This window comes from Pseudoalteromonas luteoviolacea CPMOR-1 (genome assembly GCF_001625685.1).
Taxonomy (GTDB): domain Bacteria; phylum Pseudomonadota; class Gammaproteobacteria; order Enterobacterales; family Alteromonadaceae; genus Pseudoalteromonas; species Pseudoalteromonas luteoviolacea_K.
This window is the reverse complement of record NZ_AUYC01000011.1, coordinates 21349-43699: the sequence shown is the minus strand read 5'-3', so window position 1 is coordinate 43699 and position 22351 is coordinate 21349. Positions and strand designations below refer to the sequence as shown.

The 22351-nt window shown below is 44.2% G+C and carries 20 protein-coding genes; 11 read left to right on the top strand and 9 right to left on the bottom strand.

Going from position 1 to position 22351, the window contains the following annotated elements:
• The first annotated feature begins 8 nt into the window (after positions 1 to 8).
• From N473_RS01330 to N473_RS01315, 4 genes are all read left to right on the top strand, one after another.
• Positions 9 to 2738 (top strand): methyl-accepting chemotaxis protein, encoded by a 2730-nt coding sequence (locus N473_RS01330; RefSeq protein ID WP_063366398.1) that lies wholly within the window; start codon positions 9 to 11, stop codon positions 2736 to 2738.
• 97 nt (positions 2739 to 2835) lie between these two features.
• Complete coding sequence (locus N473_RS01325; RefSeq protein WP_063366397.1) at positions 2836 to 3660, top strand: CheR family methyltransferase; 825 nt, start codon at positions 2836 to 2838, stop codon at positions 3658 to 3660.
• Complete coding sequence (gene cheD, locus N473_RS01320; RefSeq protein WP_039607680.1) at positions 3657 to 4280, top strand: chemoreceptor glutamine deamidase CheD; 624 nt, start codon at positions 3657 to 3659, stop codon at positions 4278 to 4280. The genes N473_RS01325 and cheD overlap by 4 nt, the downstream gene beginning before the upstream one ends.
• Before the next feature lie 11 nt (positions 4281 to 4291).
• Positions 4292 to 5323 carry a protein-glutamate methylesterase/protein-glutamine glutaminase gene (locus N473_RS01315; protein WP_063366396.1) on the top strand — a complete coding sequence of 344 codons (1032 nt, stop codon included), beginning with the start codon at positions 4292 to 4294 and terminating at the stop codon, positions 5321 to 5323.
• Here N473_RS01315 and N473_RS01310 read toward each other — a convergent pair whose 3' ends face one another.
• A complete protein-coding gene (locus tag N473_RS01310; protein ID WP_063366395.1) occupies positions 5324 to 6373 on the bottom strand; it encodes a polysaccharide deacetylase family protein in 1050 nt (349 codons plus the stop codon).
• On the opposite strand from N473_RS01310, the gene dinF reads away from it, so the two are divergent.
• Positions 6338 to 7669: an MATE family efflux transporter DinF gene (gene dinF, locus N473_RS01305; protein WP_081220870.1), complete on the top strand. Its 1332-nt coding sequence runs from the start codon at positions 6338 to 6340 to the stop codon at positions 7667 to 7669. The two genes, N473_RS01310 and dinF, sit on opposite strands and share 36 nt — an antisense overlap.
• Here the strand turns inward: dinF and N473_RS26675 are convergent.
• Both N473_RS26675 and nfuA read right to left on the bottom strand, forming a co-directional pair.
• The gene (locus tag N473_RS26675; protein ID WP_080760063.1) at positions 7614 to 7889 is read right to left on the bottom strand and encodes a hypothetical protein; all 276 of its coding nucleotides are present in this window, start codon (positions 7887 to 7889) and stop codon (positions 7614 to 7616) included. The two genes, dinF and N473_RS26675, sit on opposite strands and share 56 nt — an antisense overlap.
• 5 nt (positions 7890 to 7894) lie before the next feature.
• Positions 7895 to 8470, bottom strand: a complete 576-nt coding sequence (nfuA, locus tag N473_RS01300) for a Fe-S biogenesis protein NfuA (protein WP_063366394.1) — start codon at positions 8468 to 8470, stop codon at positions 7895 to 7897.
• A gap of 144 nt (positions 8471 to 8614) precedes the next feature.
• Here nfuA and N473_RS01295 point away from each other — a divergent pair, with 144 nt between their 5' ends.
• Positions 8615 to 11146, top strand: coding sequence for a M14 metallopeptidase family protein (locus tag N473_RS01295; RefSeq protein ID WP_063366393.1), 2532 nt, complete (start codon positions 8615 to 8617; stop codon positions 11144 to 11146).
• Between the two features lie 5 nt (positions 11147 to 11151).
• On the opposite strand, the gene N473_RS01290 is transcribed toward N473_RS01295, so the two are convergent.
• Entirely contained in the window at positions 11152 to 11829 is a 678-nt protein-coding gene (locus tag N473_RS01290; RefSeq protein WP_063366392.1) for a ComF family protein, read from the bottom strand.
• A 57-nt stretch (positions 11830 to 11886) separates the two neighbouring features.
• Between N473_RS01290 and bioH the strand changes: the two genes are divergently transcribed.
• The 3 genes from bioH (at position 11887) to N473_RS01275 (ending at position 13947) form a co-directional block, all read left to right on the top strand.
• The gene (gene bioH / locus N473_RS01285) at positions 11887 to 12624 is read left to right on the top strand and encodes a pimeloyl-ACP methyl ester esterase BioH (protein WP_063366391.1); all 738 of its coding nucleotides are present in this window, start codon (positions 11887 to 11889) and stop codon (positions 12622 to 12624) included.
• A gap of 103 nt (positions 12625 to 12727) precedes the next feature.
• Positions 12728 to 13036 carry a hypothetical protein gene (locus N473_RS01280; protein WP_039607688.1) on the top strand — a complete coding sequence of 103 codons (309 nt, stop codon included), beginning with the start codon at positions 12728 to 12730 and terminating at the stop codon, positions 13034 to 13036.
• 2 nt (positions 13037 to 13038) lie between these two features.
• A complete protein-coding gene (locus N473_RS01275) occupies positions 13039 to 13947 on the top strand; it encodes a putative metalloprotease CJM1_0395 family protein (protein ID WP_063366390.1) in 909 nt (302 codons plus the stop codon).
• A gap of 57 nt (positions 13948 to 14004) precedes the next feature.
• Here N473_RS01275 and N473_RS01270 read toward each other — a convergent pair whose 3' ends face one another.
• Together N473_RS01270 and greB are read right to left on the bottom strand one after the other, a co-directional pair.
• Positions 14005 to 16338, bottom strand: coding sequence for a Tex family protein (locus N473_RS01270; protein ID WP_063366389.1), 2334 nt, complete (start codon positions 16336 to 16338; stop codon positions 14005 to 14007).
• 85 nt (positions 16339 to 16423) lie between these two features.
• On the bottom strand, positions 16424 to 16897 hold the full coding sequence (gene greB / locus N473_RS01265) for a transcription elongation factor GreB (protein ID WP_039607691.1): 474 nt from the start codon (positions 16895 to 16897) through the stop codon (positions 16424 to 16426).
• A gap of 147 nt (positions 16898 to 17044) precedes the next feature.
• Between greB and ompR the strand changes: the two genes are divergently transcribed.
• Both ompR and envZ read left to right on the top strand, forming a co-directional pair.
• The gene (gene ompR, locus N473_RS01260; protein WP_039607692.1) at positions 17045 to 17764 is read left to right on the top strand and encodes a two-component system response regulator OmpR; all 720 of its coding nucleotides are present in this window, start codon (positions 17045 to 17047) and stop codon (positions 17762 to 17764) included.
• Positions 17764 to 19065, top strand: a complete 1302-nt coding sequence (gene envZ / locus N473_RS01255; protein WP_063366388.1) for a two-component system sensor histidine kinase EnvZ — start codon at positions 17764 to 17766, stop codon at positions 19063 to 19065. Before ompR ends, envZ begins: the two co-directional genes overlap by 1 nt.
• A 44-nt stretch (positions 19066 to 19109) precedes the next feature.
• Here the strand turns inward: envZ and N473_RS26445 are convergent, their stop codons facing one another.
• From N473_RS26445 to hslO, 3 genes are all read right to left on the bottom strand, one after another.
• Positions 19110 to 19280, bottom strand: coding sequence for a hypothetical protein (locus N473_RS26445; RefSeq protein WP_196766349.1), 171 nt, complete (start codon positions 19278 to 19280; stop codon positions 19110 to 19112).
• A 418-nt stretch (positions 19281 to 19698) separates the two neighbouring features.
• The gene (locus tag N473_RS01250; RefSeq protein ID WP_063366387.1) at positions 19699 to 21237 is read right to left on the bottom strand and encodes a phosphoenolpyruvate carboxykinase; all 1539 of its coding nucleotides are present in this window, start codon (positions 21235 to 21237) and stop codon (positions 19699 to 19701) included.
• A gap of 261 nt (positions 21238 to 21498) precedes the next feature.
• Complete coding sequence (gene hslO, locus N473_RS01245) at positions 21499 to 22344, bottom strand: Hsp33 family molecular chaperone HslO (protein WP_039607695.1); 846 nt, start codon at positions 22342 to 22344, stop codon at positions 21499 to 21501.
• Positions 22345 to 22351 lie beyond the last annotated feature (7 nt).

The following is a 22351-nucleotide window of genomic DNA, read 5'->3' as shown; positions in this document are numbered from 1 at the left end:
GGGTTGAAATGAGCGAACAGAGTATCCAAAGCAGTATTAATAACAAGATTCTAGTAGCAGGCATTATTCTGGTTATTAGTGTCATTGTTGGTGCTCAGCTAGGGTTAGCTGAATCAGAGCAAATACGGATGATATCATTTGCGGTTCCATTGCTGGGGACGATCGTTGCTTTAATCTTTTTGAAACATGGTTTGTCACCACTATCAGAGCAGCTTGTTGCCGTCTATTCAGCACTCCCATATATAGCCGTGAGTAACCGTGAACGGTTTGAACAATTAGACCTATCAGGGTTTCCTCAACTTTACCGCGTCTTATCACAAGTTGAAGTAAATGAAGATGATCACGTTGACGATCATACTGAAAGTTTGCTGTTGGCGCTTAAAGGCTGCCAAGCCAATATTATGGTTGCAGATGGTGACTTAAACATTGTGTATATGAATGACTCAGTCACAACTATGCTCAGACAAAATGAGCACCAATTACGTAAAGAATTACCGAGCTTTAACGTGGCTACAACCATTGGTACAAACATCGATATGTTTCATGCTAACCCTAGCCATCAACGTAATTTACTGGCCAATTTACGCGATGTATATAAAACCCAAATTACTGTGTCTGGGTTGACCTTTGATTTGATTGCAACACCTGTGTTTAACGGTAATAACGAGCGTATAGCGACATTAGTTGAGTGGAAAGACCTCACTGAGCAGCTCGCCTTTGAGCAAAACCAAAAAGCGGCAGCTCAGAGAAATGCCCGCATATCAAGTGCATTGAATGTGTGTCAAGCAAACGTGATGTTAGCAGATGATGATTACAACATCGTCTATGCCAATGAGTCTGTGATACGCATGTTGAGAAAGAATCAACCGCGCCTTCAAGAAGCTTTGCCTCGCCTAAATGTGGATGCATTGATAGGCCAAAATATAGATATATTCCACGTTAACCCGAGTCATCAAAGAAACTTGTTAGCCAATATGACCGAGGTGTATAAAACCAACATTGAAGTGGCCGGGTTTACCTTTGGCTTAATCGCCACACCGGTGCAAGACAGTGATGGTAATCGTCTAGGTACAGTCGTTGAGTGGGAAGATAAAACAGAGCGTTTGGCGCAAGAGCGCGAAGAAAGAAAAGCCGCAAATGAAAACCTGCGAGTAAGACGGGCATTGGATAACGTTGCGACGAACACCATGATCGCAGATGGTCATTTTAATATTGTCTATATGAATGATGCGGTCACGACCATGATGAAAAATGCGGAGCGTGATATACGTCAAGATCTACCTAATTTTGAGTGTGCCAAACTTATGGGCGCGAATATTGACGTATTCCATAAAAATCCAGCACACCAGCGTAATATGGTCACTAACCTGACAGAAACGTATAAGACGGAAATTAAAGTCGGAGGACGCACTTTTGGGTTAGTTGCGAATCCAATCGTGAGCGCGGAAGGTGATCGCATTGGTACGGTTGTTGAGTGGGAAGACCGCACTGATGAAGTGGCGATAGAGCTGGAAGTCAATGAACTGGTTGAGTCAGCACGTGACGGTAACCTGGCAGTTCGTCTTAACGAGAGTGATAAACAGGGTTTTTATCTCAGATTAGCAAAAGGATTGAATGGTTTAGTGTCTCTGGTTGACGACGCAGTCTCAGATACCGTGAATATGTTAGACGCGTTAGCCAATGGTGATTTGACGCAAAGAATTAATGCTGATTATAACGGGGCGTTTGATAAGTTGAAACAGGACGCCAATACAACAGCAGACAAACTAACAGAAGTGTTGAATCGGATCAGCTCATCAGCAGCGATGGTTGCGAGTGGCGCTGAGGAAATATCTCAGGGCAATGCGGATCTAAGTCAAAGAACTGAAGAGCAGGCATCTTCATTGGAAGAAACGGCTTCGAGTATGGAAGAGATGACCAGCACGGTTAGGCAAAATGCAGATAATGCAAAAGTAGCCAATGAATTAGCTGCTGAGACAAGTGAAAAGGCGGCGACGGGGGGCGAAGTTGTTAACCGTGCCGTGGCCAGTATGTCAGAAATCAATGAATCGAGTAAAAAGATAGCTGACATCATTAGTGTGATTGATGAGATTGCATTCCAAACTAACTTACTGGCATTAAATGCAGCGGTAGAGGCGGCAAGGGCTGGTGAACAAGGGCGTGGCTTTGCCGTGGTTGCTGGCGAAGTAAGAAATTTAGCACAGCGTTCTGCGGGGGCTGCCAAAGAGATCAAAGACTTGATCAGAGACAGTGTTGGTAAAGTTGAAGATGGCACATTATTGGTGAATGAGTCGGGCGCAACTTTGAAAGAGATCGTTGCTGCAGTTAAGCGGGTAACAGAGATGATATCCGATATCGCTGAGGCTTCAGAAGAGCAAAGTTCTGGTATTGAACAAGTGAACAAAGCGGTTTCGCAAATGGATGAAATGACCCAGCAAAATGCGGCACTGGTGGAGCAGGCATCTGCAGCTGGCGAGTCTATGGCGGAGCAAGCGAATGATATGCGCAGACTGTTAAACTTCTTTAATGTAGGTGATTCGGGCGCGCACAGCGCAGCACCTCAGGTGACAAGTGTACCCACAGAGCGGCTTACTACCCCTCCAAAAGCGCCAAATCACAACAATGGGAATAGGCAATTGAACAACACTTCTTCGGGAGCAACAGCAGATATATCTCAGCGAGTACCTGAGCCTGCAAACCGATTTGCTGATGACTCGGAAGAGTGGGAAGAGTTTTAACAGCACCCTAACTGAGTGCCCTAAAAACGTGGGCACTCTGATAGACATTAATAATTAGCCGTAGTCAATCAACATACGATTAAAGCTTTGTGAGCATATGAAAGAGTTTCCATTCACTGACACGGATTTTCAGAAAGTGTCTGAAAAAGTATATAGCGCATGTGGCATTGTGTTAGGACCGCACAAGCGTGAAATGGTGTATTCACGATTAGCCAGAAGAATTAGAGCTAATGGGTTAAGTAACTTTGAAGATTATCTCGCATTTTTAGATAGCAGCAGTGAGCAAGAGTTCAGTCATTTTATCAATGCGATAACGACTAACCTGACTTCTTTTTTTAGAGAGTCACATCATTTTGATTATCTGAAGAACAAACTGATCCCTAAAATTAAAGAAGATAATCGGCACTCAAGACGAGTTCGCGTTTGGTCCGCAGGTTGCTCTACGGGTGAAGAGCCTTACAGTATTGCGATGACTGTCGCGGGGGAGTTTCCCAGTGATTGGGACGTGAAAGTCTTAGCGACTGACTTGGACTCCAATGTCCTGCAAAAGGCATCGCAAGGCATTTATAGCAGTCAATCCGTGACAGGATTAGACGACGGACATTTAAGAAAATGGTTTTTAAAAAGTAGTGACGGTAGCCAATATCGCGTTAAAGATCAGTTGAAGAATTTGATTTTTTTTAAGCGTTTAAACTTATTGGAACCTTGGCCAATGCGAGGGCCCTTTGATCTGATCTTTTGCAGAAACGTATTAATTTATTTCGATAAAGAGACAAAAGATACATTGTTTGATGGTTATCACCGGATGCTTGAACCTACTCACGGGCACTTATTTATTGGTCATTCTGAAACCATGAGTAAAGAGCGCTGTGACTTCAAGAATTTAGGCAAAACTATGTATAAGAGGATAGATGCAGCATGAACCACTTTAGGCCGGTGATCAGGGGCTTTGAGCACGTTAAGCGGTTTTGGGATGCCGGACGCAATAAGGTTGTGGCCAAAGTCTTACCGGGCGAGTTTTATGTATCTAAGAATGATGAACTTATCTCCACAGTACTCGGGTCGTGCATCGCCGCATGTGTTTATGATGAAAAGCTTGGGATTGGAGGTATGAACCATTTTATGTTACCTGGCGCGCAAAAAATGAAGGATGTGACCAATGTTCACTCTGATGATTTTAACTGTCGTTATGGCAACTGGGCAATGGAGTTCTTGATTAACGAAGTGCTCAAAAATGGCGCCAGTCGTTCCAATCTTAAAGTGAAGCTATTTGGTGGCGGCAAAATTATCAGTGCGATGACAGATATTGGCGTGGGCAATATTCGATTTGCACAAGCCTACGTAGAGGAAGAAAATCTCGAGTTGGTTTCTCACGATGTTGGCGGGCCATGGCCGAGGAAAGTTGTGTTTCACCCTCAGTCAGGTACCGCTAAAGTCAAAAAGCTGAGACAAATGCATAACGATACGATTGAGAAACGAGAGGTTAAATACTTGCATGATATCGAAGCGCAGGATGCCACGACCGATATCGAGCTATTTTAGAGTAAGTTGCAATGATAAAGGTTTTGATAGTAGACGATTCCCCTTTGCTTAGAGCGGTTTTAAAAGCGGTTCTGGAGCAGGCGGGAGATATTGAGGTGGTCGGGGCCGCAAAAGATCCGTACGAGGCCAGAGATATGATTAAAGCACTTCAACCTGACGTGCTGACGCTCGATATCGAAATGCCTAAAATGGATGGGCTGAGTTTTTTGAAAAACTTAATGCGTTTGAGACCCATGCCCGTTGTAATGTTGTCTACGCTAACGCAAAAAGGGTCACCTGAAACATTGGAAGCGTTAGAAGTTGGGGCGGTCGATTTTATTGCTAAGCCCATGTCTAATGTTGCAGAGCAATTAGAAGCATACGCAGACGTACTTTACCAAAAAATACGCACAGCCAGTCGAGCTCGAGTGAGGGCATTTAAAGCGGATAAGCAAACAGGGGCAAGAACTGCACTGGCCGCGGGGAAGAAATTTCAATTACGTAGCGTGATGGCGATCGGGGCGTCCACAGGCGGCACAGAGGCGTTGCGTGAAGTATTAACAAAACTACCAAGTAATTGCCCACCTGTGGTGATCACGCAGCACATTCCGCCTGTGTTCAGCACTTCATTTGCACTTCGTATGGATAAATGCTGTGAGGTAAGTGTGAAAGAGGCTGAAGATGGTGATGAGCTCGGGGCAGGCAAAGTGTTTATTGCGCCGGGTGACAGGCATTTATTAATCGTCCAAAAAGGGACTAAGCTGATTTGCCAACTGAGTGATAGTGAAAAAGTGAACCGTCATAAACCCGCAGTCGATGTGCTGTTTGACTCTCTAATTCCCGTCGCAAAAAATGTACACGCGGCTTTATTAACGGGAATGGGATCGGACGGTGCGCAGGGGTTATTGCGTTTAAAAGAAGCTGGGGCGAGCACATTTGCTCAGGATGAGGCGTCGTGTGTGGTGTGGGGCATGCCTCGCGCAGCCGTCGAGCTCAATGCGGCAAATAAAGTGGTTTCTTTAGATGCCATGGCAAAAGCGTTATTGGACTCTGTGAGCAGTTAGTTACTGCGCTTTTTGAACTACCCAAGGCTGAGAAAACCAATGAAAGCGGCCCTTGTGTGTCTTTGACGGCGCAGTACAGTTGTATCTTGAACGGCCAGTATGTAAGGGCTCGGGTGTCGTCACAGTGACCGTCTTTTCCCCAGTCCAAGTTAGTGTCGCACGGCCAATACCAGACACAAAACATGCCAATTGACCTTGGCTAAAATCCATGGTGTTAAAAGAGAGCGTAAAAGACGGCGTTCTGTGTGTGGTGACAGAATTGTCGTAAGTCAGTTTGTCTATATCAAATGGAATAGAGTTGATTTTGACTTTTAACGTTTTTAAATTGCTATAAATACCAGAAGATGGGAATCTCGGCATCCGTGTAAAATCAGTCGTCGGGCCGACCGCCCCTGAATGCTGGCCAATCCCGATTAATCCTAATTTTTTAACCAATTCTTGTAATGAGGTATCAAACTCACCGTAAGGATAGGCGATATATGGATAATTGTGTCCAATTTCGGCATTGATCCGTTGTTGAGACCATGTCAGGTCATGACTTATACGCTGTTGCCACTGTGATTCGGATTCACCTTTTTTACGCAGGTGTAAGTAATCATGTTTGGCGCTATGGTTGGCAATAATAGCCCCGCGTTTTGATAAGGCTCTGAGCTCATCCCAAGTCATCACATAGCTTTGCCCTTCATCAATTAATTGCGGGTTGACGAAGATAGTGTATGGAAAGTTATAAGCCTCTAATAACGGGGCTGCGGCTTCAATATTATTGTCGTAGCCATCGTCAAAGGTAATAGCAACAGTATTCATTGGCAGAGACTTGCCTTGCTGCAGAGTATCAATAAAATCATTGAGCGCGATCACGTTGTAATTGCCTTGTTTCAAAAACTCTAAGTGAGACTTGAATGTGTCTTCACTGACACTGGTGACGGGGGGGAGTTTCTCACTGACGTGATGATACTGTAATATAGTCGCACTGTGTGCTTGAGCACTGGCTAAACCAACAAATAGAACTAAATTATGAAGCTTTTTCATTACCTGCGTACACCTTATCATATTCCACTACTCACTCTCGCAGCGCCGATGATCTTATCAAATATTTCGGTCCCCCTGTTAGGATTAGTTGATACCGCCGTGATCGGCCATTTAAGCCATGCACACTATTTAGCTGGTATCGCGTTGGGATCGGGCAGTATTGCATTATTATTTTGGCTTGCCAGCTTTTTACGTATGAGTACCACTGGAGAAATAGCTCAGGCATTTGGTGAGAAAAACCAGATTCGCTCATACCAATCCCTACTTGCGAGTCTGGCAATAGCGCTCTTTTTTGCACTTTCTTTGATTGGTTTATCACCTTTTTTACTCGATATAATCGAGCGTCTTGCTAATCCTAGTAGTGATGTGATGGCACAAGCCTCGACGTATTTTTCCATTCGAATTTACAGTGCACCTGCGGCAATGATGAACTTGGTCCTACTTGGGTTTATGCTTGGATTACAGTACGGCAAGGGGCCGTTTTATGTGGTGTTATTTACTAACATTGTCAATATCGTCCTCGACCTGCTGTTTGTCATTGGTTTTGAGTGGGGCGTGGCGGGGGCTGCTTGGGCATCGGTTATCGCCGATTACAGTGCGCTTATTCTTGCTGTGTGCTTAACGGCATCATTGCTCAAACAACGTGGGTGGACGTTCGCATGGCGACTACCTAACCGTGAGCATTTGATGCATCTACTCACGCTCAACAAAGATATTTTCATACGTTCATTGGTCTTACAATTGTGTTTTAGCTTTATGACTTTTTATGGTGCGCGATTAGGAGAGAATACGTTAGCGGCTAATGCGGTGTTGCTGAACTTTTTAATGTTGGTCAGTTTTGCATTAGATGGCATTGCCTATGCTGTTGAAGCCAAAGTCGGGCAAGCGAAAGGTGAGAGAGATGTTGAAAAGTTAAAAGCTTGGGTGGCAGTGAGTATATTATGGGGAGGGGTTTTTGCCCTATTATACTGCATCACGTTTGCGTTATTTGGCCCGATGATCATCAGCATGTTAACCAGTATTCCGAGTGTAGTGGAAACGGCGTTAATCTACCTGCCTTGGTTAGTTGTCTTACCGCTTATCGCGATGAGTTGCTTTTTATTCGATGGTGTTTTTGTTGGCCTTACGAAGGCGAAAGAGATGCGCAACAGTATGATATTCTCTGCGCTGTTTGGCTTTTTCTTACCGGTATTTTTACTATTAGATCATGGCAACCACGCTTTGTGGTTTGCCATGAGCTGTTTTATGGCGCTACGTGGCGTTACTTTGATTTACCGTTATCGAAAGCTTGGCGTGCAGAACGCCTTGCTGAAATAACTTGTGAAAATCGGTTTGCAAAGATCCCTAAGTAGCCATATCCCGCGATGCCTAGTGCTGGAAATAAAACGGCTAAGCCAGCGTATCGCCAACTAGGATCATGGTAATGGCTAAGAGCAAACAATCCCATAGCGATCACAAAAAGGCCAATACCTGTAAAAAAGCGCTTTAGACTTCGCTTGGGGTTGGAACCCAAGCGATAAATATATTGCGTGAACATAGTGATTAATAGTAAGAGTGGTCACCACGTGCGTGCTCAGTAACATCGCGCACACCTGTGATTTCTTCAAACTTGGCTATCATTTCTTTTTCAATGCCTTCTTTTAGCGTCACATCGATCATGGAGCAGCCGTTACAGCCGCCACCAAACTGTACTACTGCGATGCCATCTTCTGTGATTTCAACTAAGCTTACCTGTCCGCCATGGTTTGCAAGCTGTGGATTGACATCGGTTACGAGCATATGTTCAACTCGTTCTTCTAAAGAGGCGTTATCTTTCAGTTTTTTTGCTTTGGCGTTTGGTGCTTTCAAAGTAAGCTGACTACCCATTTTATCGGTGACGAAATCGATTTCAGCTTCTTCTAAGAATGGTGCACTTTCTTCGTCAACAATGGCATCAAAACCATTGAAGTTAAAGCGCATATCGCTTTTTTCTACGGCATCTGCAGGACAGTAAGATACACCACATTCAGCTTGCGCTGTGCCTGGGTTAACTACAAATACACGAATACTGGTTCCCTCAGCTTGGTCGCTGAGTAGCTTTGCAAAATGGGTTTGGGCTGATTCTGAAATTGTGATCATAATCTGGCTATACTTGACTAATTTACTCGGTTACTTCCTATGATACTCCCCTCGTCCGGTTGTAGCTAGTGTTGGACGTAAAAATTTGCTGTGAAATAGTGCAACTTGCTAGCGTATAGGGGAACATTAAAAGATGGAATTGATATGAGAGTTTTTTTGATACTACTGGTTTTATGGGCATTCCAAAGCCAAGCTAAACCTATCAGCTATTATTTTTCTTCAGATATAGAGTTTGATCAAAGTATCAGTAAACCCAGCGATATTCTGGGGTATGAAGTCGGTGAGTGGCATGTACGTCATGACCAATTAGTTCAATATTTGACGCTCTTAGCCAAACAAAGCCCGCGACTCAGCATTTCAACAATAGGGTATAGCCATGAGCGTCGGCCCTTGCTCTTACTCAGTGCAACCAGTGCCTCGCAGTTAAAAAACCTAGAATCTTTGCGTCAAGCGCATGTGGCAAGATTAAACGGGCAAGAGACCACGTCGCAGCCGCCAAATGTGATTTGGATGGGGTATAGCGTGCATGGTAATGAGCCTTCGGGAAGCAATGCTGCATTGCTGGTGGCTTATTATTTGGCAGCCGCGAAAGGACAAGAAGTCGAGCGTTTACTGGAAAACAACATCATTTTGCTCGATCCAGCGATGAATCCTGATGGACTTGCCCGATTTGCACAGTGGGCGAATAGCCACCGTGGGCAAGTGTTATCATCCGATCCGGCGCATCGCGAGCATGTTGAAGGGTGGCCTTCCGCGCGAACAAATCATTATTGGTTTGACCTCAATAGAGACTGGTTGTTGTTGCAACACCCTGAGTCACGTGCCAGAGTGACTCAATTTCATCATTGGAAACCAACCGTCTTAACTGATTTTCACGAAATGGGCACCAATAGCAGTTACTTTTTTCAGCCCGGGATCCCATCGCGGACACATCCAATCACACCTGCACAAAACCAATCACTGACACAAAAATTAGCCACCTACCATGCACAAACTTTAGATCGTGAGCAGCAGTTATATTTTACGCAAGAAAGTTTTGATGACTTTTACATTGGTAAGGGCTCGACTTACCCTGATGTAAACGGCTCTGTTGGGGTCTTATTTGAACAGGCAAGCAGTCGTGGTCATGTTCAAGAATCCATCAATGGTGATTTACACTTTCATCGCACGATAAAAAATCAATTACTGACTTCCTTATCAACATTTGCCGGTGTGACCGAGCTTAAATCTGAACTGACGGCTTATCAGCAAGCATTTTTTTCACAGTCTAAACAGTTAGCCAGTAAAGAGAAATATCACGGTTATATGGTAAGAAGAGGTCAAGATACTTACCGTTTTGAACAATTTGTTGAATTATTGAAAAGTCATCAAGTAGTCGCTTACCCGCTTACTAAGGCGTTTAAAGCTGCAGGAAATGAATATCAAGTCGGGGATTTATATATCCCGTTACAACAGGCTCAATTTCGTTTTATTAAAGCTGCTTTTTCCACACAAACACACTTTAAAGACAATACGTTTTACGACGTGTCTGGCTGGACTTTGCCCTATGCGTTTGATTTAGACTTTGCCAAGGTATCGAGTAGTTGGGGGCTAAATTATAGCGATACACCATGGCATAAAGCGCCTATCGAAGCGAGCTCTGCAGAGCTTGAACGTGGGTATGCATTTGCATTTGAATGGCATCATTATCTCGCTCCAAAATTGGCCAACTTATTATTGGCAGAAGGGATTCAAATCAGAGGTGCTTTAAAGCCATTTACCGCACAAACGCAAAACGGCCAGCATGCGTTTTCTGCTGGCAGTATAGTGATCCCTGCCGGTTTACAAACCGCCTCAAACTGGTTTAAGAGGCTCACTGCGTTGGCTGCAAGTGTGGATATCCCGTTATTTTCGATTGAAACCGGACTCACTGCGCAAGGCATTGATTTGGGCTCTCGGTTAATGTCACCACTTGAGCAACCGCATGTGTTGCTGGTGGGCGGAAAAGGCACCAGCCAGTATGAAGTAGGGGAGTTGTGGTATCAGTTAGATCGTCATCTCAGTTTGGCGCCGACCCTCGTCGAGCAACATCGTTTAGGGAAGCTCGATCTCTCTCGCTACACACATATTATTTTGGCGGATGGCCGCTATGAACAGATGGACAATCAAGCCAAAAGTGCCATTTACTCTTGGGTAAAAAAGGGTGGAGTCATTTGGGGACAAAAACGCGGCGCTAAATGGTTAGTAGATCAACAGCTACTAAAGGTTGAAACCGTGTCAACTAAAGAAATGAAAGCGTTATTTAAAACGGATGGTCTGCCTTTTTCAGAGCGGGAAGCTTTGGCTGCCAAGCAACGTATTGCGGGGGCTATTTTTCAGGCCAAAATTGACGTATCACACCCCTTAGCATTTGGTTTTGAGGATGCAAACCTGCCGCTATTTAAAAACAGTACTTGGGTAATGAAGCACAGCACTAAGCCCTTTACCAATGTGGCGCAGTATACTAGCTCTCCGTTGCTCTCTGGGTATGCGGATGAACGCAATATTTCGCAAATAGCAGGAAGTAGTGCATTAGTCGCTGCGCGTTATGGTAAAGGGGTCGTCGTTGTTATGACTGATAACCCTGTTTTTCGCGGTTACTGGTATGGCTCTAGCCGTCTGCTCAGTAATGCGCTTTTCTATGCGGGTAGTATCTAGCATTTTTATAATTCAGTAATGCAGGTTGCACAGGCCCAGATGCTTTGTGCACCTGCCTGCTTACATAGCGCTGCGATGGCATTCATGGTTGCGCCGCTGGTGATCACATCATCAACGATTAAAATTCGTTTGTGTTGAATATCACCAGTGAGATAAAAGGCATGCCGAGCATTTTGTTGTCTGGCATGTTTCGAGAGTAAAACATGAGAAGGTCGAGTGCGCTTGGCAATGACTGTTAATATCGGAATTTGGTGGTGTGTTAACAATTTTTGCCAAGTTTGATAGACCTGATTGTAGCCTCGATTTAGCAGGCGGGTTGATGCCAGAGGGACTATGACACACGCATCAGCTTGAATAAGTTGTTGTAGATGTAAGTGTGCCCATTGCTTTGCAATAATTTGTCTGATTATCATCATGGCATGTCGGTCACGGTTATATTTGACCTGTTTCAGCCAGATGGCTAATTGACCTTGATACCAGCCGCACGCACTCAGCCCATCACATTCAGGTAAGTTGAACATCCGATTTATATCTGGGCGCAATAGCAAATTTCCCTCCTCTGATCCAAATAGTGGGAGAGTGGGGTAGCACGTTTGGCAAATCCCAGGGGACTCGATATCGCTTTTACACGCGGCACATTTTGCAGGCAACAGGCTTTTTCGAAGTGCATTAATAAGTGACATTGCTTTCATTCCTTGAAACGCTATCATAGCCATAATTTTGGCTTGAGACGTATTAATATGCAAAGAGAAATTGTATTACTGCATGGTTGGGGAATGAACAAAGAGGTTTGGCAGCTTATCGAAACTGAGCTTGAAAACGTCTTAGGCCTTTCTGTCAAAGCCCTAAATTTACCTGGGTTTGGTGGAGAGCCAATCAATAGTGAAGCGTATGAACTTGATACTATTGTGCAGTCCTTAGCGAATAAAGTGAACGAAAATAGCATCGTGGTTGGTTGGTCACTTGGTGGCTTGGTTGCCACGAAGCTGGCTGCGGCTCATCCAGATAAAGTGGCACATCTTATCCTGGTTTCTTCGAATATTCAGTTTTGCGAAGATGACACATGGCCAGGAATTAAGAGTCAGGTACTGGCACAATTTAAAGTGCAGCTTGCTAAAGACAGTAACAAAACCATCGAGCGTTTTTTAGCTATCCAAGCAATGGGGAGTGAGCATGCTAAGGGAGATATTAAGCAGCTCAAATCATTATTATTTCAGGCAGCGGAACCGCACGAAATAGCACTTAGTGCAGGCTTAGATATACTACAAAACACCAATTTGAAGAGCGAGTTTGAGACGTTACACTGTCCTGTGAGTGGTATATTTGGTCGTCTTGACGCTTTGGTGCCACCAACGGTAGCCGCAGAAATGGCCAAGGTGAATCCGCAATTTAGTTATGAAATACTGCCAAAAGCATCTCATGCACCTTTCATTTCTCATCGCAACGAATTTATTAATTACCTAAAATCAAGACTTTAAATTGGATACGCCAAATGGGCGGCAATTTTTTGCCGCCCACGCTTTATTTTGAACATAATATGAGCAATAATTAGGTTAGTGAAAAAGTAACTAGGAGTCTATTATGCCTATTGGTGACGTGCTTAATGCAGGCGTTGAAGGGTTTAATCGTGCTCAACAAAATATTGAGCAAGCGTCGGCTGATATTAACCGTGCGACGATTGATCAACAAAGCGACGAACAATTAGCGCAACAAAGACAGCTTGAAGCTGCCCGTCCTGAAGAGGCCGTAACAGCACCGGTTTCTCAGCCACCAAGAATCGATGAGTCTCTGGTGAACCTGAAAGTAGAAGAGTTCAATGCCAAAGCCAATACCCAATCTATTCAAACTGCAGACGAAGTGCTGGGAACCTTGATTGATATTAAAGTGTAGGTATGAATATCGTCACGCCACAACCGGCGGTTAGTCTCAATACTGCAAACGTCTACACTGAAACTGCTAGGCGAGACAACCAGCTGCGCGAGGTGATCCCAAAACCGGCTGCGGTTACACCGCCAGCAACAGAAAACAAATCATTACAAGACAACGACAAGGCGCGCCTGAGCGAAAGTGAAGCGCAAGAGACATACGACGCGAATGGTCAACTAAAAGACAGTAAAACCGTTCAAGAGCGCGGCGATGAAAAGAGCGAAGAGCAGCAAGCTCAGTCTGGTAGTGATGATGAACCTTCTGAACGCGAGCAAGCGCAACAAGAACAGGATGAGCAACAACTTAAAGAGTTGAAAGACCGTGACCGTGAAGTCAGGTTGCATGAGCAAGCACACGCCCGTGTAGGTGGCCAATATGCGGGGTCTCCAACATACGATTACCAACGAGGCCCAGACGGTAATAATTATGCGGTCGGCGGGCAAGTGATGATTGATGTTGCACCCGTTGAAGGTAACCCGCAGCAAACCATCGAAAAGATGCAAACGGTTAGAGCTGCTGCTTTGGCACCAGCTGAACCCTCGGGTGCGGATCGTGCCATTGCCGCAGATGCGACATCTAAAATCGCCACAGCGCAAGCTGAACTAGCAAAGCAATCTATCAGTGGTTCAGAAGAAGAAAGTGCATCCAGTGGGGTGCAGAAGTTTGAGAATCGCCGCCTGACAGAAGAAGGGAGCGCACAGTCTGAACAACCTGTGTTAGAACGTGCGAGGCTCAAACAAGAGTCTGATCCATTTGCCGTTGCACTGCCGATAGAAAGAGATCCTGAAATTGAATCACGAGCCCTGAGAATAGAGGGGTTTTATGGGCAAGTTGCTAAGCCTGATAAAGACGCTCGTCTCTCTGTTTCAGTCTAAAGTTATGAGCAATAAAAAAAGGAAGGGGTCCCCTTCCTTTTTTTACGTTAAGCCATTTTATTTTTTCAACTTAGCAAAGGCTTCTGCAAATGCATTGCCCATAGCGGCGTTACCTTGATCGCGTCGATTTCCTTTTTGGTTATCTCTGCGGTCGTTTTTACGGCCATGATTTTGAGCGGCTTTTTGTTGAGGTTTATTCTTATGTGCATCGCTGCTGGATGGTGTTGCGTCATTTAAGCGCATGGTAAAGCTGATACGCTTTCTGTCTACGTCAACTTCAATCACTTTTACTTTTACAATATCACCCGCTTTTACAACTTCTCTTGGATCAGAGATAAACTTATCGGTGATCGCGGAAATATGTACAAGGCCATCTTGGTGTACACCGACATCAACAAACGCACCAAAGTTGGCAACATTGGAAACAACCCCTTCTAAAACCATGCCCACTTTCAAATCAGAGATTTTTTCTACGCCCGCTTTAAACTGAGCCGTTTTAAACTCTGGACGCGGATCTCGACCTGGTTTATCCAGCTCTGAGATGATGTCAGTGACCGTTGGCAAACCAAACTTTTCATCAACATAGTCATTAGCTGATAGCTTTTTCAATAAATCACTATTGCCAATCAAGCTTTGTAAATCGAGTTCATTGGATTGAGAGATCTGTTTAACAACCGGGTAAGCTTCTGGATGCACGGCTGATGCGTCGAGTGGGTCATCCCCATCGATAATTCTTAAAAAGCCAGCTGCTTGTTCAAATGCTTTAGGCCCTAAACGCTCAACTTTTTTAAGTTGCTTACGATTTGAGAAAGAACCATTACTATCGCGGTATTTTACAATGTTGTTTGCCAGCGTTTTGTTCAACCCTGATACTCGCGTGAGTAGTGGCACTGAAGCGGTATTGACGTCAACACCCACTGAGTTTACACAGTCTTCAACGACCGCAGTCAATGTTTGACCTAATTGGCTTTGCGAGACATCGTGCTGATACTGACCCACACCAATAGATTTCGGTTCAATTTTTACCAGCTCGGCAAGTGGATCTTGCAAGCGTCTCGCAATAGATACTGCGCCACGCAAAGACACATCTAAGTCTGGGAACTCATTCGCTGCAAATTCAGAAGCGGAATAGACCGATGCCCCGGCTTCACTGACCATGATTTTGGTCAAGTTAAGATCTGATGCTGCTTTTTGAACTTCAGCCGCCAGCTTGTCGGTCTCTCGCGATGCGGTGCCGTTACCGATCGCAATAAGCTGAACTTTATGCTGGCGAGAAAGCTGTTCAATGGTGCGAATTGATTTGTCCCAATGGTTTTGAGGAGCATGTGGATAAATGGTGGTGGTGGCGAGTAATTTGCCCGTAGCATCTACAATGGCAATTTTACAGCCAGTGCGCAATCCAGGATCGATACCCATGGTGACCTTCGGTCCTGCTGGTGCTGCCATGAGTAGATCTTTGAGGTTTTTAGCAAACACATCAATGGCGCCATTTTCTGCTTTTTCTCTTAAAGAGCCAAGGAACTCATTCTCTAAGTGCAGAGATAATTTAACTTTCCAAGCCCACTGGACAACAACCATAAGCCATTCACTGGCCGCTGCGCCTTGCACCACTAATCCATAATGATCAGCAATCATTTGCGCGCAAAACTGTTGGTGATCTTGCGCTTCGGGTTCGGGGTTAATCGTGATTTGTAAAACCCCTTCATTTCGTGCTCTGAGCATAGCAAGCGCACGATGCGAAGGCACTTTAGAAAGAAGCTCATTGTGCTCGAAATAATCTCTATATTTGCTACCACTGTCTTCTTGGCCTTTAATCACTCGGCTCTGAAGCTGTGCATTGGCGCTAATATGTGCTCTAAACTTGGCAAGTAATTTTGCATCTTCAGCAAATCGTTCCATCAAAATAAACTTTGCCCCATCAAGGACACTTTTTGTATCTGCAAAGCCCGCATCTGGGTTGATGAAATCTTCAGCGATTAATTCCGGCGATAAATTTGGATCTTCAAATAATCGATCAGCCAGAGGCTCTATGCCAGCTTCAATGGCGATTTGGCCTTTGGTACGGCGCTTAGGTTTGTAGGGAAGGTATAAATCTTCTAACTCAGTTTTGCTGTTAGCTTGCGCAATATCACTGGCCAGTTGTGCAGTCAGCTTCCCTTGCTCTTCAATGGTTTTAGTAATGAATGCACGTCGTTCTTCTAACTCTCTTAAATAGGAGAGACGTTGTTCTAGTAGACGCAATTGAGAGTCATCTAAACCACCTGTGACTTCTTTACGATAACGGGCGATAAAGGGAACAGTTGCGCCCTCATCTAACAATGTGGTGGCAGCCAGCACTTGCTGTTCTGAGGCATTTAGCTCTTGGGCTAAACGAGCTGAGATGTTGCTCATGCAAAATCCTTATAAAGTTCAATTAGCTACGCTAAAAAATCTATTAAGCGTTAGTTTTTATCATACCATATTAGTGGAAATTTTATCAGGCTTGATATTCGATTCTATTGATATACCACAGGGCTTCACCTTGGGGAGTTTTTACCATGAAATCATCATCAACTGACTTACCGAGTAGCGCTCTTGCCATCGGTGAGTCTATAGAAATATAGTCATTGCGTTCATAAATTTCATCCGGACCGACAATCCTGAAATTTTTGATTTCACCATCATCGTTCTCAATTTCAACCCAAGCACCAAAATAGACCTTTCCAGCTTGTTGTGGATCATACTCAACGACTTTTAAATCGGGTAGTCGTTTTCGTAAATATCTTACACGGCGATCAATTTGTCTGAGTAAGCGTTTGTTAAACGTATAGTCGGCGTTTTCCGAGCGATCGCCGAGACTGGCGGCCCAATTAACTATTTTGGTTATTTCAGGACGTTTTTCAAACCAGAGGTGATCATGTTCCTGCTGTAATTTTCGATACCCTTCGGGTGTAATTAAGTTCGTTTTCATAATGTACTATATTAAAAAACCTATAAAGGTACGCATATTTGAAAAGTTGTAACGTTCAGTAACAATCTTATCAGTACGTTATGGTGTCTAAGCAGCTTAATTTCAATTATATTTAACCAATAGTTAAATGATAACAAGAAGAATCAGATGGGAAACGAAACAACAAAAGTATTGGTCGTTGATGACGATATGAGATTGCGCAGCTTGCTAGAGCGCTATTTAGTCGAACAAGGCTTCATTGTTAGAAGTGCTGCAAATGCAGAGCAAATGGATAGGTTACTCGAAAGAGAAAACTTCCACTTGATGGTATTGGATCTCATGTTACCTGGTGAAGATGGATTATCGATTTGTCGACGTCTCAGACAAAAAGAAAATGAGATCCCCATTGTCATGCTGACAGCAAAAGGGGATGAAGTTGATCGTATTATCGGCCTAGAGTTAGGTGCGGACGACTATTTACCAAAACCTTTTAACCCAAGAGAATTGTTGGCTCGCATTAAAGCCGTGTTACGCAGAAAGACAAAAGAAGTGCCAGGTGCGCCAGCTGCACAAGAAAATGAAGTCGAATTTGGTATTTTCAAACTCAATTTGGCGACCAGAGAAATGCAAAAGGGAGATGAGACGATTGCCCTAACGAGCGGAGAGTTTGCGGTTTTAAAAGCGCTGGTAAGCCATCCGAGAGAGCCTTTAAGTCGAGATAAATTAATGAATTTGGCCCGAGGGCGAGACTATAGTGCATTGGAACGCAGTATCGATGTTCAAGTGTCTCGATTACGCCGTATGATTGAAGAGGATGCTTCAAACCCAAGGTACATCCAAACGGTGTGGGGGCTGGGGTATGTATTTGTGCCCGACGGCGAAAAGTAATGGGTATTTTTCCTCGCAGTGCGTTTGGCCAGACGGTATTCTTTGTCGCAGCTTTGCTATTGATAAACCAAATCGTCTCCTATATTACCGTCACTTTATATGTTTTTAAGCCGACTTTTGAGCAGGTTAATTTGATGCTCGCGAAACAGGTTAAAACCGTATTTATTGACTGGGAAGAAGGCGTTGAAGTGGACTCGGCGTTATCGGATAAGTTTTTTGAGATAACCGGCATCGCGGTGATGACACAAAAAGATGCATATAGAAATGGACTGGGTCAAGCGCGTGAGTACAGCTTGCTATCCCGAAGTATGTCTGAGCAGTTAAACGGCTCAGCACGTGTCAGAATTAGCCAAGGCGACCCTGTTGTATACTGGGTTGAAGCACCACAAGCACCAGGCTATTGGGTCAGAGTGCCTTTAACCGGTTTTTCTGAAACTAAGTTAGAGTTTTTGGTCTTTTACTTATCAAGTATTGGCTTTTTAAGTGTTTTGGGAGGGTGGCTCTTTGCCAGGCATTTGAACAGGCCGTTAAAAGCATTGCAAACGGCTGCCAGCAGAGTTGGGGTAGGAGATTTTTCTACACGCTTAGTTGAGCAGGGGTCAACAGAGGTCATTGAAGTGACCAAAGCCTTCAATCAAATGTCTAAAGGGATCGCTGAGCTGGAAAGTGACCGCCGGTTACTGATGGCTGGTGTATCACATGATCTGCGCACACCATTGACTCGCATTCGTCTGGCAACAGAAATGATGTCGGATGAGGAAGCCTATCTAAAAGAAGGGATCATTGATGACATCGAAGATATGAACGCGATCATTGATCAATTTATTGAATATCTGCGCCATCATAGCAGTGGTGAAATGAATAAAGAAAATGTCAATGCGCTGGTAGAGGAAGTGGTTCATGCTGAACAGCAACATAAGCGCATTATTAATATCAGCCTTGCTGAAACAGCACCTTGGGTAGTCGCAAATCATGTAGCATTAAAACGTGTTTTAACCAACATGATTGAGAATGCCATCAAATACTCAGAAGATGAGATAGATGTGAGCACTCAAGCGGATATCAAAAATAAACGGGTCGTGATCCAAGTGAAAGACCGAGGCCCTGGTATTCCTGAATCTGAGCTGGAATCGGTGTTTGAGCCATTTAAGCAAGGCGATCAAGCCAGAGGATCAGAGGGGAGCGGTTTAGGTTTGGCCATTATCAAACGTATTGTGGTAACGCATGGTGGTAAGGTGTCTTTGAGGAATAGATCGAAAGGGGGTCTATGCGCTGAGGTACAGTTGCCACTGTGTAAATAACCATTGAATTGGCAGCTAAGGGTCAGCTGCCAATTATCGTAGAGTTATCTACCGCATGTTGATGTACACACTGCAGGGTGTGTTGGACAAATTTGCCAACTGTTTTGTGGTGCAATACGTGTTTTACGAGCGCCGGCTATTTCTTTAGTAAGTGCAGTGTTAATTTGATTGTCTTGTAAGCTTTTAAGTGCTTTTTTCTTCAAATTTAATTTCATGGTTTAATCCTTTTCTCATTATTCATTGATAAGCGAGGTGACCTGCACCTCACTAACTACCCTAAACAGAACGATAAGTCGTGTAAATCATTCGTGGTTGAACAATATTCAACCAGAAGGTGTTAGTTAGCGATTGGTGTATGAAAATAGTGCTGCACTTTTGAACATCAGCTAGCTGTGCCTGTATACTCGTATTTTGGAGCATAACTTGAGCTCATGGGGCTATGGAGTGCAAGCGAGTTGGACCTGCTTAAAACTTCAGGTAATGAAACACATATTATAGATGGGCATTAGCGAGTGTGTTTTTGGCTATAATAGCTTGGGTCAACTGCTGGGTAGTTAAGGTAACCCGTTACTGCCATACAGGCATAAAAAAACGCCCAACGAGGGGCGCCTTTGATAAAGGAAAAGGTAGTGCTTAACCGCGAGGACCTGCTGACTTAATCGCGTCAGACACGTCGTATTTTTCGAAGTTAGCTTTAAAGTCTGCTGCTAGCTTGGCTGCATACTCTGCATACTTGTCTTTATCTTCCCACGTGTTGATTGGGTTAAGTAGTTTCTCGTCTACGCCGTCCACAGACACAGGGATGTCTAAGTTCAATGCTTCAATATGTTGTGTTTCAACACCTTCTAATGTGTCATTCACGATAGCATCAATAACAGCACGTGTTGTTGGGATATCAAAACGCTTACCAACACCGTAAGGACCACCTGTCCAACCTGTATTGACTAGGTAAACTTTTGCGCCAAATTCACGTACACGCTTCATTAGAAGCTCAGCATAAACACCTGCTGGACGTGGGAAGAATGGTGCGCCAAAACACGTTGAGAATGTAGACTCGATATCAGATGTTGAGCCGATCTCTGTTGAACCAACTTTGGCAGTGTAACCACTTAGGAAGTGATATGCCGCGGCTTCTTCAGACAGGATAGACACTGGAGGTAATACACCACTTACATCACATGTTAAGAATACCACTGCACGAGGTTCTCCTGCACGGTTTTCTACTTTACGCTTTTCAACATGCTCAAGTGGGTACGCAGCGCGCGTGTTTTGCGTTAGGCTTGTATCTGCAAAGTCTGGTACGCGGTTTTCATCAAGTACAACGTTTTCTAGGATTGTACCGAACTTAATCGCATTCCAAATTACTGGCTCATTCTTTTGTGAAAGGTCGATACATTTTGCGTAACAACCGCCTTCAATGTTGAATACACTGCCAGGTGCCCAGCCGTGCTCATCATCACCGATAAGGAAACGCTTAGGGTCCGCAGAAAGCGTAGTTTTACCTGTACCAGATAGACCAAAGAACAAGGTTGTGTCGCCTGCTTCGCCAACGTTCGCACTACAGTGCATAGGTAGAACACCTTTAGCTGGCAGTAGGAAGTTCTGTACAGAGAACATCGACTTTTTCATTTCACCGGCGTAATGCATACCTGCGATGAGCACTTTGCGCTCTGCAAAGTTGATAATAACGGTACCATCACTGTTTGTGCCATCACGTTCTGGGTCACATACAAAAGAAGGTACGTTCATTACCTGCCATTGGGGTAAATCAGCTGCATTGTATTTGCTAGGTTCGATAAACATGTTTTTAGCAAAGATATGGTGCCAAGCCGTCTCAGTAGTAACGACTACTGGTAAATAGTGCTCAGGATCTGAACCAACTTCTAAGTGAGAGACAAAGTGGTCGTTGCTGTGCACGTGTGCTTCTACACGAGCCCATAGAGCATCAAACTTTTCTGCATCGAATGGACGGTTGACGTTACCCCATTGGATGTCATTTTCTGTGCTTGGCTCTTTAACAATAAAACGGTCGTTAGGAGAGCGACCTGTACGGCGGCCTGTTTTTGCTACAAAAGCTCCATTCGCTGCTAAAGTCCCTTCACCACGCGAGATAGCGTGTTCGACAAGTTCAGCTGCAGTTAAATCGACAAAACGAGTAGCGCTTGAAGTCATGTTTATACCTAAATGTGAGAATTGAACGGGATAGCTCTGGTTATTAAGTACCTAAAGCTTGAAATTATACTAACAGAAGCATTTGAGATATTCGAGCCCTAAAGGGGGCAGAAATTGCAATTTTTTGACAAAAAAACTGAATAATTTCAATGATACCGGTGTCATAAAAGTTGGCGTTTTAATGACACCGGTATCATTTTTTTCCAAATAAAAAGCCGCCAAAATGGCGGCTTTAACTGAAATGAGTTGGATGTACCCTATTTAATTAAAAATAGACTTGATCTCTTGTTCATTAAATCGGTAATCAGTAAGACAGTAGTGGCAACTTAGTTTAACCTCGCCATGCTGTTCTATATCCTCTAATAGCGCTTGTTGGCCAACATTGACTAACGCACTGATGGTTTTTTCTCGACTACAGCCGCACACAAAGTTGACTTCTTGAGGTTCGAATAACTGAGGATTGTCTTCATGATATAAACGCGTCAACACGGTTTGCGCGTCAAGGCTCAACAATTCATCAGCTTTAATCGTGTCACTGAGTGCTTCTAAATGCTCAAAGTCACTTTGTGACTTTTCTTTATTAACAGGCAATACCTGTAAGAATAAACCAGCCGCTTTGACGGTCTCTGCATTTATCTGTGTGGCAAACCATAGTCTTGTTCTCAACTGCTCTGATTGCTCAAAGTAATCTTCTAAACATTTTGCAAGAGAGTCTGATGTTAAAGGCACGACACCTTGGTATCTTTCACCTTTCACAGGAGATATGGTGATGATCATATGGCCTTTGCCGATGAGGTCGCTGATCCCAGAACCGGTGATCTGACCTTCTACTCTTGCAATACCACGCATGTTTTGCTGATGGTCACCATTGATCACGGCATATTTTACAGGGCCGTCACCTTGAAGCTGAACGGCAATGTCACCTTCAAACTTCAGTGTTGCTGTTAATAGGCTCGTTGCAACGAGTAATTCGCCTAGCAACGTCTGTACTTCTGTTGGGTAGTTATGACCTGCAACAATGTCTTTCAGTGTATGCTCGACTTGTACTAACTCACCTCGTACATCGAGATCATCAAAAATATAACGATGAAGTAAATCTTGTTTCATCTATAAG